The sequence below is a fragment of the Actinoplanes auranticolor genome (genome assembly GCF_018332655.1).
GTDB lineage: Bacteria > Actinomycetota > Actinomycetes > Mycobacteriales > Micromonosporaceae > Actinoplanes > Actinoplanes auranticolor.
In genome coordinates this window covers 81,634-95,211 of the sequence record NZ_BOQL01000082.1, presented here as the reverse complement: position 1 = coordinate 95,211, position 13,578 = coordinate 81,634, and the positions used below count along the sequence as shown (strand labels likewise).

General features: G+C 72.9%; 14 protein-coding genes. 5 read left to right on the top strand and 9 right to left on the bottom strand.

Features of this window, described 5'->3' with window-relative positions; all coding sequences use genetic code 11:
• Positions 1-262 precede the first annotated feature (262 nt).
• The 5 genes from Aau02nite_RS42865 to Aau02nite_RS42845 are packed head-to-tail and all read left to right on the top strand — an operon-like array spanning position 263 to position 4,227.
• On the top strand, positions 263-580 hold the full coding sequence (locus tag Aau02nite_RS42865) for a chorismate mutase (RefSeq protein ID WP_212994427.1): 318 nt from the start codon (positions 263-265) through the stop codon (positions 578-580).
• Complete coding sequence (locus Aau02nite_RS42860) at positions 577-1,752, top strand: hypothetical protein (protein WP_246595866.1); 1,176 nt, start codon at positions 577-579, stop codon at positions 1,750-1,752. The genes Aau02nite_RS42865 and Aau02nite_RS42860 overlap by 4 nt, the downstream gene beginning before the upstream one ends.
• The gene (locus tag Aau02nite_RS42855) at positions 1,749-2,642 is read left to right on the top strand and encodes a hypothetical protein (protein WP_212994426.1); all 894 of its coding nucleotides are present in this window, start codon (positions 1,749-1,751) and stop codon (positions 2,640-2,642) included. The genes Aau02nite_RS42860 and Aau02nite_RS42855 overlap by 4 nt, the downstream gene beginning before the upstream one ends.
• On the top strand, positions 2,639-3,004 hold the full coding sequence (locus tag Aau02nite_RS42850) for a hypothetical protein (RefSeq protein WP_212994425.1): 366 nt from the start codon (positions 2,639-2,641) through the stop codon (positions 3,002-3,004). The genes Aau02nite_RS42855 and Aau02nite_RS42850 overlap by 4 nt, the downstream gene beginning before the upstream one ends.
• Positions 3,001-4,227 (top strand): hypothetical protein, encoded by a 1,227-nt coding sequence (locus tag Aau02nite_RS42845; protein WP_212994424.1) that lies wholly within the window; start codon positions 3,001-3,003, stop codon positions 4,225-4,227. Before Aau02nite_RS42850 ends, Aau02nite_RS42845 begins: the two co-directional genes overlap by 4 nt.
• Positions 4,228-4,279: 52 nt before the next feature.
• Here Aau02nite_RS42845 and Aau02nite_RS42840 read toward each other — a convergent pair whose 3' ends face one another.
• The 9 genes from Aau02nite_RS42840 to pelF form a co-directional block, all read right to left on the bottom strand.
• Positions 4,280-4,666, bottom strand: a complete 387-nt coding sequence (locus Aau02nite_RS42840) for a hypothetical protein (RefSeq protein ID WP_212994423.1) — start codon at positions 4,664-4,666, stop codon at positions 4,280-4,282.
• 78 nt (positions 4,667-4,744) lie between these two features.
• Entirely contained in the window at positions 4,745-5,440 is a 696-nt protein-coding gene (locus Aau02nite_RS42835) for an endo alpha-1,4 polygalactosaminidase (protein WP_212994422.1), read from the bottom strand.
• Positions 5,437-6,405, bottom strand: a complete 969-nt coding sequence (locus Aau02nite_RS42830) for an NAD-dependent epimerase/dehydratase family protein (RefSeq protein ID WP_212994421.1) — start codon at positions 6,403-6,405, stop codon at positions 5,437-5,439. The genes Aau02nite_RS42835 and Aau02nite_RS42830 overlap by 4 nt, the downstream gene beginning before the upstream one ends.
• Positions 6,402-7,754, bottom strand: a complete 1,353-nt coding sequence (locus tag Aau02nite_RS42825; protein ID WP_212994420.1) for a nucleotide sugar dehydrogenase — start codon at positions 7,752-7,754, stop codon at positions 6,402-6,404. The genes Aau02nite_RS42830 and Aau02nite_RS42825 overlap by 4 nt, the downstream gene beginning before the upstream one ends.
• 23 nt (positions 7,755-7,777) lie before the next feature.
• The gene (locus Aau02nite_RS42820) at positions 7,778-8,821 is read right to left on the bottom strand and encodes a glycoside hydrolase family 191 protein (RefSeq protein WP_212994419.1); all 1,044 of its coding nucleotides are present in this window, start codon (positions 8,819-8,821) and stop codon (positions 7,778-7,780) included.
• A complete protein-coding gene (locus tag Aau02nite_RS42815; protein ID WP_212994418.1) occupies positions 8,818-9,717 on the bottom strand; it encodes an NAD-dependent epimerase/dehydratase family protein in 900 nt (299 codons plus the stop codon). Before Aau02nite_RS42815 ends, Aau02nite_RS42820 begins: the two co-directional genes overlap by 4 nt.
• On the bottom strand, positions 9,714-10,442 hold the full coding sequence (locus Aau02nite_RS42810) for a sugar phosphate nucleotidyltransferase (RefSeq protein WP_212994417.1): 729 nt from the start codon (positions 10,440-10,442) through the stop codon (positions 9,714-9,716). Before Aau02nite_RS42810 ends, Aau02nite_RS42815 begins: the two co-directional genes overlap by 4 nt.
• A 28-nt stretch (positions 10,443-10,470) precedes the next feature.
• On the bottom strand, positions 10,471-11,994 hold the full coding sequence (locus tag Aau02nite_RS42805; protein WP_212994416.1) for a hypothetical protein: 1,524 nt from the start codon (positions 11,992-11,994) through the stop codon (positions 10,471-10,473).
• Positions 11,991-13,553 carry a GT4 family glycosyltransferase PelF gene (gene pelF, locus Aau02nite_RS42800; protein WP_212994415.1) on the bottom strand — a complete coding sequence of 521 codons (1,563 nt, stop codon included), beginning with the start codon at positions 13,551-13,553 and terminating at the stop codon, positions 11,991-11,993. The genes Aau02nite_RS42805 and pelF overlap by 4 nt, the downstream gene beginning before the upstream one ends.
• Between the last annotated feature and the right edge of the window lie 25 nt (positions 13,554-13,578).

The following is a 13,578-nucleotide window of genomic DNA, read 5'->3' as shown; positions in this document are numbered from 1 at the left end:
CGGCCCTTCCGGCCCCACTCGGCCACCCGGCCCCGGCCACCCCGACGACCCCTTGCCCCCGGCCAACCGGCCCTTCCGGCCCCACTCGGCCACCCGGCCCCGGCCACCCAGCCGGCCCGGCCGACTTGCCTTGCCAGCCCGCTCGGCCGACCCGACCCGACCCGCGCCGGGCTACCGAGCCACTGGGCCACCAATCCCTGCCGGGGTCGGCCCGCGGGCCGGCGCCCCCTGCCGGTCCCGCAGGCGTGGGAGGATGGCCGTCATGGTCGATGCGACGTCCCTGGGCGGGATCAGGGCGGCGATCGATGCCGTGGACGCCGACCTCGTGCGGCTGCTGGCCCGGCGCGAGCGTCTGGTGCGGCAGGCCGCGCCGCTCAAGCGGGACGTGCAGGCCGTGCAGGCTCCCGGTCGCGTCGAGCAGGTCGTCGCGCGGGCCCGGGCGCAGGCCGCGGCCGCCGGTGCCGACCCCGATGTCGTGGAGCGGATCTACCGGGCGATGATCCAGGCCTTCATCGACATGGAGCTCACCGAGCACCAGCGGGTGATGGACCGCTCGCCGGACAAGGGAGTTATCGAGTGACGAAGTCCGTGCCATCCGGGTCTTTCGGCGCGCGGGAACGGTGGGTGCTGCTGGTCGCGAGCGCGTGGCTGGTCAGCGGGCTGCAGCTGGACGCGTACGCGCATGCGACGACGCCCGAGCTGGAGACGTTCTGGACGCCGTGGCACGGTGTGCTCTACTCCGGCATCGCCGTGTCCGGGTTGACGCTGGTCTGGCTCATGCGGCCGCGGCTGCCGGTGATCCCGACGTACAGCACGGTTCTGGCCCTGCCCAACGCCCTGCGGATCCCGCTCGCCGGCATGGCGTTGCTGCTGGTCGGCGGTGGGGTGGACACGCTGTGGCACAACGTCTTCGGCATCGAGCAGGGCCTGGAGATCTTCGTCAGCCCGAGCCATGAGTTCATCATCCTGGGGATGGCGCTGGTCGCCGCCGGCCCGGCGCTGATGCTGGCCGGCAAGCCGGGTCGCGGCCTGTCGGTGGCGGACGGCACCCTGGCCACCCTCTCGGCGTTGCTGTCGGTGCTGCCGCTGCACATCTACTCGCTGCACGCGTCCGCGCTGGGCATCATGTACTTCGGCGAGCCCGGCGACACGGTCCGGATCTTCTCGATCGACGCCCAGGTGATGCACGGGTACCTGTTCAGCACGGTGCTGCTCTTCCTGCCGATCCTGATCATGGGCCGGCGCTGGCGGCTGCCGATCGGCGTGCCCACCGTGCTGGTGGCGGTGCCGGCGGTGCTGATGCACCTGATGTTCCTCTCCGAGGAGGGCTGGTGGCTGGCGCTGACGGTCGCCGGTGCCGCGGCCGGTGCCGAGCTCGTGCTGCGGCTGGCCGGGCGGGTGGTGCGGTGGTCGGTGGACGCCCACTGGTTCGCCGCGGGACTGGTGGCGCCGTTGATCGTGTGGGGCACGGTGCTGGTGGCCGCGACGCAGACGGTCGGCGTCGGATGGAACGTGCACATGGTCAGCGGCCTGCTCACGCTGGTGGCGATCACGGGCGGGCTGACCGCGCTGGTCGCGCGCCGGGTGCAGCCGGCTCCCGCGCAGGCCGCATACCTGACCGGCGCGCCGGCCCCGGCATCCACGGAATCGGCGGCCGGCACGCAAGGCGCGACGGCGACGGGATCGCCGGCCGGCACGCAGGATGCGGCTGCGGCCGACGACGAGTCGCGGACCGGTGTGCCGGCGTCGTGAGGGTGCTGCGTTTCATCGGTTTCCTGCTCCTGGTTTCGAGTGGGCTCCTGCTGACCGCAGCCTCGCCGGCCGCGGCCCACGCCGGAGGTCTGACAGCCACGGACGCCCGCAGCAGAGTCGTCGCCGTGACGCCGGCCCGGCCGGGCCTGGTGGTGACCGCGATCGAGGACGGCGCCCGGCTGCGGCTGCGCAACGGCACGACATCCCCGGTCACCGTGCCCCGCGGTGGCGGTCCGGCGACCCCGGCGGTGGTCGCGCCCGGACGCGAGCTGACCTGGATCGACACCCGGAGCAGCCCGGACGGGCGCAAGGTCCGGGCCGGCGAGACGCAAGCCTGGTCGCTGGTCCTGGACGCCGGCGGTACGCCCGTGACGGTCACCGGGGAACTCGTCGGTGAACGCCCGCCGGCGCCCGCGCCGTGGTGGGCGGCTGTGCTGGTGACGGCGGTGGCCGTACCCCTGGTGTCGCGGCGCCTGCGCCGCCCCGACCTGGTGCTGACCGCGGCCGGGCTCACCGCGATGGCCGCGTCCGTGGCGCATGTCGCCGGTTCGACCCTGGCTGTCGAGTCGGCGCCGCTGCTCGGCACCTTCCTGAGCGCCTGCGGGATCAACCTGCTGAACTGGCCGCTGATCGTGGGTGGAGCGGTGGCGGTGCTGCGTGGCCGGCCCGCCGGGGTGCTCGCCATCTGTGCCGGTGCCGCGCTGACCGCGGTGTTCGTGCTGCCCGATGTGACGTCGCTGCACCGGGCAGTGCTGCCGTTCGCCGGGCCGCCGGTCGTCGAGCGTCTGCTGGTGGTGCTGACCCTGGGGGCCGGGGTGGGTGTCGCGGTGGCGGGTGCTTCGGTGCTGCGTACCCTCGCGCAGCGGTCCGTCGCCGCGGAACGCGCGTGAAACGCCTGATCGCCGTCGCGCTGGCGGGCGCGCTGCTCGCCGGCTGCAGCAGCAGCCCCGCCGCGCAGTCGACCGCTTCTGGTTGCGTCTCCGCCGCGCCGGACACCGTCGTGGTGACCGCCGCGGTCAGGGACGGCCGGGCGGACCCGGCGCCGCACCGGGTCAAGGTGCCGCTGGACAGCGCGGTGCTGCTGCGGGTGGACGCCGATGTGGAGGCCGAGGTGCACGTCCACGGCTACGACCTGGCGACCGTGGCGAAGCCGGGAGGCGCGGGCTGCGTGAGCTTCGTGGCGGACCGCAGGGGGCTGTTCGACGTCGAGGCGCACCCCGAGTCGCTGCTGGTGCAGCTCGAGGTGCGGTGACGGTCCTCGCTCACGGCGTCGGGCAGTCGCAGGACCTGCCCCTGCCGCTCGACCTGGTCCTGCAGGCGGGCGCGGCCACGGTGGTGGTCTCGTTCCTGGTGGTGGCGGTCTGGTGGAAACGTCCCCGCCTCGCTGTGGTCCTCGATCGACCGGTCCGGGAGAGCCGGCTCCGGTGGCTCGTCCTGGCGGTGACGGTGTACCTCGTCGGGAACGCGCTCTTCGGGCCGCAAGGGCCGGAGAATCCGGCTGGGCATGCGCTGTTCGTGTGGGTGTGGGTCGGTCTGGTGCCGGTGAGTGTCGTGTTCGGGCCGGTCTGGCGGCAGGTCAATCCGCTGCGTGCCCTGTTCCGGTTGCTGCGGCTGCCGGCCGGTGGCCTGCGGCCGCTCTCCCGGGTCTGGTCGCTTCCCCCGGCCCCGCCGGTGAGAGCGGCCGGGTCGGTGAGCCGGTGGCCCGCAGCGGTCGCCCTGCTAGCGTTCGTCTGGCTCGAACTGGTGGCGCCGCACCGGGGCGACCCGGTCGTGGTCGGCGCCTGGTTGCTGGGGTACGCGGTCGTGCAGCTCGCGTGCGCGACGCTGCGCGGGGAGGAGTGGTTCGCGCGGGGCGACTGCTTCGAGGTGTACTCGGAACTGGCCGGCCGGCTGAGCCCCCTCCGCCACCGCAACCCGCTGGCGGGCGTGGCCCACACGGCGGCGGGACCGGGCCTGGCGGCGTTCCTGGCGGTGTGGTGGGGCTCGACGATCTTCGACAGCGCGTCGGGGTCGCCGGCCTGGGCGGGCTTCCTGCAGAGAGCGGGCAACCCGATCCTGTACGGCAGCGCCGGGCTGATCCTGCTGTGCGCCCTCGTGCTGGTGAGCGTCCGCCTGTTGTCGCGCCCGCAGGACCTGACCGCCTCACTGATCCCGATCGCGGTCGGCTACACGCTGGCCCACTACCTGTCGTTGCTGCTGGTCGAGACACCCCGCGGGCTGCTGCTGACGGTGCAGCAGTGGGGCGTGGCCGAGGGTGTGGAATGGAACGTGGTGCCGATGCCCGGCGTGATCGCCGGAGCGCAGATCACCCTGATCCTGCTCGGCCACGTCGCGGGCGTGGTGGTGGCCCACGACATGGCGCTGCGGGCCACCCCGGAACGCCCGCCGCTGGCGACGCTGGCCGACGAACTACCGGTGGTGCTGCTGATGATCGGCTACACGTGGGCGGGGCTGTTCCTGCTCTTCGTCCGCTGAGCCGAGCTCAGAAGACCAGAGCGACGTTGTGTCGGCCGGCGTAGCAGGCGGGTCACCCGGTCGGGCCCGGGCGGCGGATGTCGGCGTGGGCCGTGCGCAACGCATCCACCTGCTTGTCCGTGCCCGGCGGACTCATCCGGTCGAGCTCCCGCCACGCGTCCTCCAGCGCCTGCTCCAACCCCACATGCTGACGCCGGAACTCAGCCCGGAGCTTGTCGATGCGCCTGATCCACCCCGCAGCCGCCGGGTTCGGCCGTTCGGGGTCAGGCCGGATCGCGCCGATCGGCGCGATCGCCGCCAGCGGGCGGCCGTCCTCGGTCACGACGGTGGTCTGGTTGGTCAGGCCGGCGAGCCGGGCGAGCTGCACGAAGCGCGTGCGAGCCTCCACCAGCGACAACTCCAGGCGTGGATGCGGCAACGGGGTGGCGGGTTCAGCCATACCCCGATGATGCCGTCACCCTCTGACATTTTTTGTGCGAGGCGGAGGGCCCGGCCGGCAAGCCGGGCCCCGTCGCTTTCAGACCCGGGACAGCGCCCGGTCGCTCACCACGCACTGCATGCCGAACTGGCGGGCCCGCCGCATCGCGAAGTCTGTCAGGCCCGGTGAGTCCGCGTAGTCCAGCGCGTACAGGTCCAGTTCCAGTTGCAGCAGCTGCTCGGCGATCTGGGCGTGGAACTCCAGTACGTCCGCCGGCCACGGCGCGTAGCCCTCGTCCGTCCAGCGGGCCGAGAACGATTCGAAGACCACCCCGTCCACCAGTTCCGCCAGTCTCGGCAGCATGCCGAACCCGCGGTTGGCCAGCAGGTAGCCCGGCTTGGCCTCGGTACGGATCGCCGCCACCAGGGTCAGCAGGTGCGGGACGTCCTCCGGGTAGGTCAGCTCCACGTTCAGGGTGTCCATGAACAGGCCCGCGAAGCCGGCCGCCATCGCATCCTTGGCCTGACCGACCACGTGTTCCACCCACAGCGGGTGGCCCACCTCGACGAACGCGCCGCCCCAGTCCGGGTTGCGTTCCTGGCGCTGCCACGGCGCCGGCGGGCCCTGGTCCTCCGACAGGGACAGGTAGCCCAGCGTCTGCACGCCCTTGTCGGCCAGTTGGGCCAGCTCCTGCGGGGTGTAGAACTCCGGCTGCAGCACCACCCGCGGGTACGTGGCCAGCTCGTCGAGGTGCTTGTCGCCGTAGTAGAAGCAGATCGGCGGTTTCTCCGTCATGACGGCCATCCGTTCTCGCGGTACCAGGTGTAGGTGGTCCGGACGCCTTCCTCCAGCGGCACCGCCGGTTCGTAGCCGGTCAGGTCGCGCAGCCGGGTCAGGTCGGGGCAGCGCCGCGGCACCGAGCCCGCCGGTGCGGCCACCGGCTCGATCGCCGGGCTCACCCCGGCCAGCCGCAGCACGAGTTTGGCCAGGTCGCCGATGTTGGTCTCGTCGCGGTCGTTGCCGATGTGCACGATCTGCCCGGCCGCCGCCGGGGCCGCCATCAGCCGCAGCATCGCCTCGACCGCGTCGTCGACGTGGCAGAAGGCCCGGAACTGGTCGGCGCCCGGCACCCGGAACGGGTCGTCGCCCCGCAACGCCCGCAGCGACATCTCCGGGATCACGTGGTCGGCGCCCATCCGCGGGCCGTACACGTTGTGGAACCGGCCGACCACCGCGTCGAAGCCCTTGGCCCGGGCGGTGTGCAGGAACGCCGCCTCGCCGAGCAGCTTGCTGACCGCGTACGCGAAGCGCGGTGCCGTGATGTCGGAGATCATCACCGGGATGTCCTCCGGGGTCGGCACCGCGACGATGCCGGCGTCGACGCCACCGGCGTAGACCTCGCTGGTGGAGGCGAAGAAGACCCGCTCGCCCGGCGCTACCCAGTCCAGCAGGTGCATCGCCGAGAGCGTGTTGACCCGGACCACGCGGGCCGGGTCGGCCTCCACGTTGCGCACGCCGACGACGGCCGCGAGCAGGTAGATCTGGTCCCAGCCGTGCGGCAGCCCGGCGAAGGTGACCGGATCGGTCAGATCACCGGAGATCACGTGTACGGCGGGAGCAGCGCGCAACTCGTTCAGGTCCCGGTCCTCGCGGCCGCGGGAGAAGTCGTCCACGATGGTGACCTGGTGGCCCTCGGCGACGAGCCGGCGCGCCAGGTGCAGGCCGATGAAGCCCGCCCCGCCCAGCAGCAGAGCCCTCATGCCGTCACCGCCGAGTTGGCCGGCGCCGAGTTGGCCGTCACCGCCGAGTTGAAGCGGGGCAGGTAACCCAGTCCGGCGTACCGGATGCCGGCCGCGGTGACCGCGTCGGCGTCCAGGACCCGCCAGGAGTCGTAGATGAAGGCCGGCCGGGCCTCGCCCAGAATGTCGGGGATCCGGATCGCCCGGTAGTCCGGGTGGTCGTTGATGACCAGCACCGCGTCCGCGTCGGCGAACGCCTTGTCCAGGCTGACCGGGTCGCCGCCGTACTGGCGGATGACGTCGTCGGTGACCATCGGGTCGTGGCCGGTGACGGTGATCCCGGCGGCGGAGAAGGCCGGCATCATCGCGGCGATCGGGGTGCCGCGCATGTCGTCGGTGGGCGGCCAGCCCTTGTACGCCCAGCCGAGCACCGCCAGCCGCGTCCCCCGGGTCTCGCCGCGGGTCTCCTGCAGCATCCGCACCACGGTCTCGGCCACGTGCACCGGCATGAACTCGTTGAGCTCGCGGGCTCGCCCGACCAGGAACGGCTCCCGGCCCCCGGCGCTGTCGATCATGATGTACGGGTCCTTGGAGAGGCACCCGCCGCCGACGTAGCCGGGCTTGGACAGGTCCGGCCGCGGATAGTCCGCGTTCGCCGCCCGGATCACCTCCAGCGGGTCCAGCCCGTGCCGCTCGGCGATCAGTGCGATCTCGTTGCCGAACGAGTAGATCAGGTCGGTGTGGCAGTTGTTGGAGAGCTTGACCAGCTCGGCGGTCTCCAGGTCGGAGACCTCGACGATGGTCCGGGCCAGGCCGCTGAAGAACTCGACCCCGGCCCGCAGGCTGGCCTCGTCGAGCCCGCCGATCACCTGCGGCAGCTCGACGAGTTCCCGCAGCGCCTGGCCCTGGATGGTCCGTTCTGGCGCCATCACCAGCTTGACGTCGTCACCCCAGGCGGCGCGCAGCTCGGGCAGCACGACCCGGCGGCTGGTGCCGACCGGCACCGTGCTGCGGACCACGACCAGCGTGCCGGGGCGGCAGCGGGCCGCGACGCTGCGGGCGGCGGCGGCCAGGTTGGCCAGGTTGGGCCGGCGGGTGTTGTCGTCGACCGGCGTCGACACGCTGATCACGGCCACCTCGACGGTGTCCGGCGGCAGTTCGGTGCCGACGTGGATGCGCGTGTTGATGTGCTCGGCGAACACCTCTTCGACGCCCGGCTCGAAGATGTGCGACCGGCCGTGCGACAGGGTCTCCAGCACGCCGGGCGACACGTCCGAGCCGTGCACGACGAAGCCCTTGTCCGCCAGGGCGGCGGTGAGGGTCAGCCCGACGTAGCCGAGGCCGACGACGCCGATTGTTGTGGGCGGCATGTGCCATTCCTTCCGATACAGGTTCAGGAGCAGGGTGGGGTGAGCCGGTCGAGTTCGAGCACGGTGACCGTGCCGGCGAAACGTTCGGTGCGGTACCGGCCGCACGCCGAGCGGATGTCGGCGGGCCGGGTGGCGTAGTCGACGCTGAGCACGAACTTGCCCGCGTCGCGCAGCGCCCGGGTGTCGGCGAGGTTCTCCGCGCACCAGTCCTGGGTGCACGGCTCGTCGGTGGCGAGGAAGAACAGCTCCTCCATCGCGATGCCGTCGATCGCCGCCGTGTAGCCGGGGTGGCGGCGCAGTTCGGGCGAGTTCTGCGGGACGATCAGGAACTCCGGCTGCTCGGCTTTGGCGTACGCGCTGATCCGCGCGATGAGCGCGGCCATCTCCCGGCCCAGCGCCGCCCGGTCGCGGCCCTGGGCGTAGCCGGGGTCGATCTGCTCGTAGGCCAGCGGGGTGTCGAGGTAGACCCCGTCGAAGCCGGCCCGCAGGGCCTGGTCGACCCGGCCCCGGACGACCCGTTCCCACCAGCGCTCATCCCAGTAGCGCACGAAGTGCTCCCCCGGCCAGTCCGCCCACTCGTTGGCGATCAGGTCGGCGGCGTCGCGGCGCAGCGCCGGATACTCCGGCCGGAAGTCCTCGATGCTGCCGATCTCGAAATAGGCGAGCACCCGCTTGCCGGCGCGCTGGACCGTGCGGATCTCGTCGGCCCGGAAGTAGTCGGTGTGCGCGTCGCGGGCCAGGTCGACCACGGCGAGCTGGTAGGGCCCGGCGGCGATGTGGTCGAGCCGGCCCCCGGCGTACCCCTGCAGCTGGTAGGCCCAGCTGGAGATCCGCCCCGGCCCGGACCTCGACGGCAGCGGCAGCGGCGCGGCGGAGGCCGCGGGGGCGGAGGCCGGCGCGGAGACCGGCGGCGACGAGGCCGGCGGCGGGGAGGCCACGGGCGTCGGGGAGCCGGCCGCTGCCGGTGCACGGTCCGTCCCGGTACGGGTGACCAGGATGCCGCTCACCGCCAGCGCCGCCACCACGATCACGGCCGCGAGCACGATCCCGCGCCGCCGGCGCGTCATCCGGCCTCACCCGCCGCCCAGATGTCCTTGATCGAGGTGGCCAGGTCGCGGGCCGGCGTCCAGCCCAGTTCCTCGCGGGCGCGGCGCACGTCGGCCTGGATCCAGTCCACGGCCGCCGACCGCTGCGGGCCGGCGCCCTGCTCCCGGATCTCGCCGCGGTAGCCGGCCGTCTCGGCCAGCAGCTGCACGGCGGCCCGCGAGCGGACGGCACGGCCGCTGCCTACGTTGAAGATCCGGTGCCGCAGCTGCGGCGGGCGCAGCACGGCCGGGACCATCGCGGCGAGGTCGCGGACGTCGACGAAGTCCCGGTACGCCGACAGCGGCCCCATGGTGATCTCGTCCGCCCCGGTGGCCAGCGCGGCCCGGATCCGTTCGGCGGCGCGGCCGAGCATGTTCTCCGCCGACATCCCGGGGCCGATCGGGTTGAACACGCGCAGCGACACGGCGTCGACCAGGCCGTTCTCCCCGGCGAGCTGGAAGAGCCGGGTCCCGGCGAGGTGGCTGACGCCGTACGCGGCCACCGGTTGCAGCGGATCGTCCTCGGTGACGGCGTGCCCGTGCGCGACCACGCCGTACTCCCCGGCGGAGCCGAGCCGGACCAGCCGCACGCCGGGCCGGGCCGCGGCGACCGCTTCCAGCAGTTTGGTCGCGACCAGGGTGTTGCCCCGGAGGAGCTCGGAGTCGGTGCCGCCGAGGCGGCCCACGCAGCTGACGATCGCCGTCGGTGCGGCGTCGAGGATGGTCTGGACCAGACCGCGGTGGTCACCGTCGATCAAGTCGTGGTCGCGGCGGCCGGGACAGATCACCGCGCTGACCTCCGGATCGGCCTCCAGAGCGGCGCGCACGTGGCCACCGATGAACCCGGAGGCGCCGAACAGGACGACCCGCCGGCTCATACGGGTTCCTTGGAGCGCTGCGGGAGCAGGATCGGCAGCAGGGTGTCGCAGGTGCGGTTGGCCTCGTCGTAGTCCTCGGGCCGGCCGATGTCGAGCCAGAAGCCGTCGAAGGGGTAGGTGGCCGGGTGGTCACCGCGGTCCAGCAGGTCGAGCACGAGCTGGTCGAAGCCGAACGGCAGACCCGGAGGGTACGGCGTGAGCGCCTTGCGGGACATGCCGTAGACGCCCATGCTCACCGGATAACTGAGCACCGGCTTCTCCCGGAAGCCCACGATGCGGCCCTCCTCGACGTCGAGCACCCCGAAATCGATCTTGTGGGTCTGCGCCGCGGTGGCCACCGTCAGCGAACGGCCGCCCAGGATGTGCTCGGTGAGCAGCGCGGCGTAGTCGAGGTCGGTCAGGATGTCGCCGTTCATCACCAGGAACTCGTCGGGCAGCGTGTGCTTGATGCCGAACAGCGGCCCGATCGTGGACAGCGGCACGTTCTCCTCGACGTAGTCGATGCGCAGCCCCCAGCGTGCCCCGTCCCCGACGAACGCCCTGATCAGCGGGCCGAGATGGTTGATCGCCAGCGTCACCGACGTGAAGCCGAACGACGCGAGCTGATCCAGCACGATCTGCAGGATCGAATGGTTGTCACCGATCGGCATCAGCGGCTTGGGCAACGCCGTCGTGTACGGCCGCAGCCGGACGCCTTTGCCGCCGGCAAGGATCACTGCGTGCATCGCTGACCTGCCTCCCCACGTGTCGGTACTACCGGTAGTGCCGGGCCTGGCCGAGGATCGGGGCCAGGCCGAGCACGAAGAGCGCCTGGAGCAGCAGCACGCTGCCCAGGTAGAGCGAGGTGTCCAGGAGCGCGGAGCCGGAACGGCCCAGCAGCGGCGCGGCGCCGAGCAGCGCGCCCAGGCCCACGTGGACGGTGATGGCGGCGAGCATCGAGGCGCACAGCCAGCCGAAGCGGTCCCGCCCGGCGAGCAGGAAGGCCATCAGGTACGCGCCGCCGAGCGCGACGTGCGCCGCGGTCATGACGATCCCGGCGCCGGACAGCACGCCCGCCCCGGACAGCACCGCCAGCATCGCCACCGCCGGGACCGCCGGGGCCAGCAGGCAGATCGCCACCTCCCGGGCCAGCAGCCGCCACACGCCGCGGACGAACTCGCGGGGGCGCTCGACCCGCCGGACGAGGTCGACCGCCTGCGGCCGGAACCGCTCGGCGCGCCACTCGACCACCCCCATGGTCAGGATCAGCGGGGCGGCGGCGATGGCGATGTCGAGCCGGCCCAGCAGGTACGGCGCCCCGGCGTGCAGCAGCAGCACCGCGGAGCACAGCCCGTACGCGCTCACCCCGAGCAGGGCCGGGACCTCCGGCCGCAGCGCGACCCGCAGCGAGGGCTCCCGCACGGCTGCGGCCAGGCCGTGGTGGACCGCGAGCAGCACTGCAATCGAGAAGGCGGCGAGCACGCACCCCGCCGCCACCCCGGCCGACCAGGTCTCGAGCCCGGGCCCGAGGATCAGGTACGCCGCGCCGACCAGGAAGGCCGGGGTCATGGCCAGGGCCAGCCACCGTTCGCGGCGGTAGAAGACCAGGACGGTGCTGGTCAGCTGGTAGGCCACCAGGCAGGTGATCATGGCGACCAGGGCGGGCCCGCCGCCGGTGACCCGGACCAGCGCCGCGCCGGCCAGGGCGCCGGCCACCGGCGCGCCCGCGGCGGCGACGGTCAGGATCCGGGCGGCGGAGCGGGGCCGGCCCAGACCGAGCATCCGGTACGCCCCGTGCGCGGCGGCACCGGCCCACACCCAGCCCAGCGTGCTCGCCAGGACGAGGCCGAGGACCAGCGAGCGCCGCCCGACGATCGCCAGCACCGCCGGGAACGCGGTGCTGGGCAGCACGTACAGCGGGCCGTGGGCGATCAGGCGCAGGCTCTCCCGCCAGGCGCGCGGGTCGCGGGCGGTCGCTTCGCGGGGCTTGGGCAGCTGCGGGCCGAGCCGGCGGAACACCTCGGTGGCCAGGGCGAAGACGTCGTGGTAGCCGTACTCGACGCGGGCGCCGCGGTCGGTGAGCCCGTCGGCTTCGAGGGCGGCGGCCACGTGCAGCGAGTCGACCGCCTGACCGAGCTGCGGGCGTACCCGTTCCACCAGGTCGTCCAGCGGATCGGTGGAGATCCGCGGCAGCAGCACGGTGTGCTCGCCCGGCCCGGCTTCGCGGTTCTTCGCCGCCGCCGCCATGATCGAGCCGAGCCGCTGCCGGTTGGGATCGAGCTCGCTGTCCAGGCTCACCGGGATTCACCGTCCAGCTGCAGCTGCTGCGCGGCGGCGCGCTGCTTCGGGACGGCCACCCGGCCCTGGGCCTGGCCGCGCAGGTGCCGCGGCGGCGGGGACGCCTTCAGCGGCGTGGCGAGTCCTTCGTAGACGTTGCGGTACATCTCCAGCGAGCGCCGCAGCGTGAAGTGCTCGAGCACCCGGGCCCGGGCCATGATGCCGAGCCGGCGGCGCATCTCGTTGTCGCGCAACAGCTTCACGCACGCCTCGGCCACCGCGGCGTAGTCGCGGGGCGGCACGACGAAGCCGGTGTCCCCGACCGCCTCGGCGACCCCGCCGACGTTGGTGCACACGGTCGGGCGTCCGCAGGCCATCGCCTCCACCACCGTGTACGGGAAACCCTCGGAGATGCTGGTCAGCGCGACGATGCTGCCCGCGTGGTACGCGTCCACGGCGTTGCCGACCCGGCCCTCCAGCACCGCGGCACCGGTGAGGCCGAGCTCCTCGATGAGCCGCTCACAGCTCTCGTGGTAGATCCGGTTGACCGCCGGCGTGCCGCCGAAGATGCGCAGCCGCGCCTCCGGGATCTCGGCCCGGACCAGCGCGAACGCCCGGATCAGCGTGTGCAGGTCCTTGAGCGGGTCGACCCGGCCCATGTACGAGATCGTCGGCACCTCGGGCTCGGTGGTGGCGGCCGGGAACTCCTCCGGCTCGACGCCGTTGTACATGGTCCACATGCGTTCCGGGTCGGCGCCGTTGTGCAGCTGCCAGCGCCGGTTGTACATGGAGTGCGGGGCCAGCACGTCGGTGATCAGGTACGCGGCCCCGGCCAGCTGCCGGAAGAAGCTGAGCACCAGCACCCGCACCGGGTGCGAAGCGTCGTCGTGCAGGTGGGCGATGTAGCGCTCGCGCAGATAGATGCCGTGCTCGGACATGACCAGCGGGGTGCCGTGCTTCCACTTCGCGGTCATACCGACCAGCGTGGCCAGCCCGTTCATCGAGGAGTGCACGATGTCGGCCCGGACCGGGGTGGCGCTCAGCGGGCGCAGCATGTGCTCGATGAGCCAGGCCGCTTCCACCGCGTCGGCCACCGTGGGCGCCGGCCCGATCTCGTCGACGCGCAGGTCGCGCCAGGCGTCCAGCATCATCGTCAGGGCCTGGTTGGACAGCAGTGCTCCGCTGAGGTCGCCGCCGTCGCTGGCGTACTCGAACATGCCGCGCAGGGCGAGCAGGAACATGCTGCGGCTGACGGCGCTCTGCTCAGAGCGGGTGGCCTCCAGGGGCGTGACGAGCGCCCGGAGGAAGACCTCGTAGGACTCGGTGAAGGTGGCGCCGGGCCGGCGGCCCGAGCCCCGACGGGGGCGGCGGCCGGGTTGCCGCGCACCCCACAACGGGATGGAGTGGACCTGGTCGAGGTTGGTGGGGGCCGGGAAGACGGACTGCTCGGCGCCGTCGACGGTGAGCGCGACGACATCCCAGCGGTAGTCGGGCATGCCCTTGATGAGCTGCTCGCACCACACGCTGACCCCGCCCATCGCGTACGGGTAGGTGCCCTCCGACACCAGCGCGATCTTCACCGGCCCCCCTCTACCAGGTCCTGCC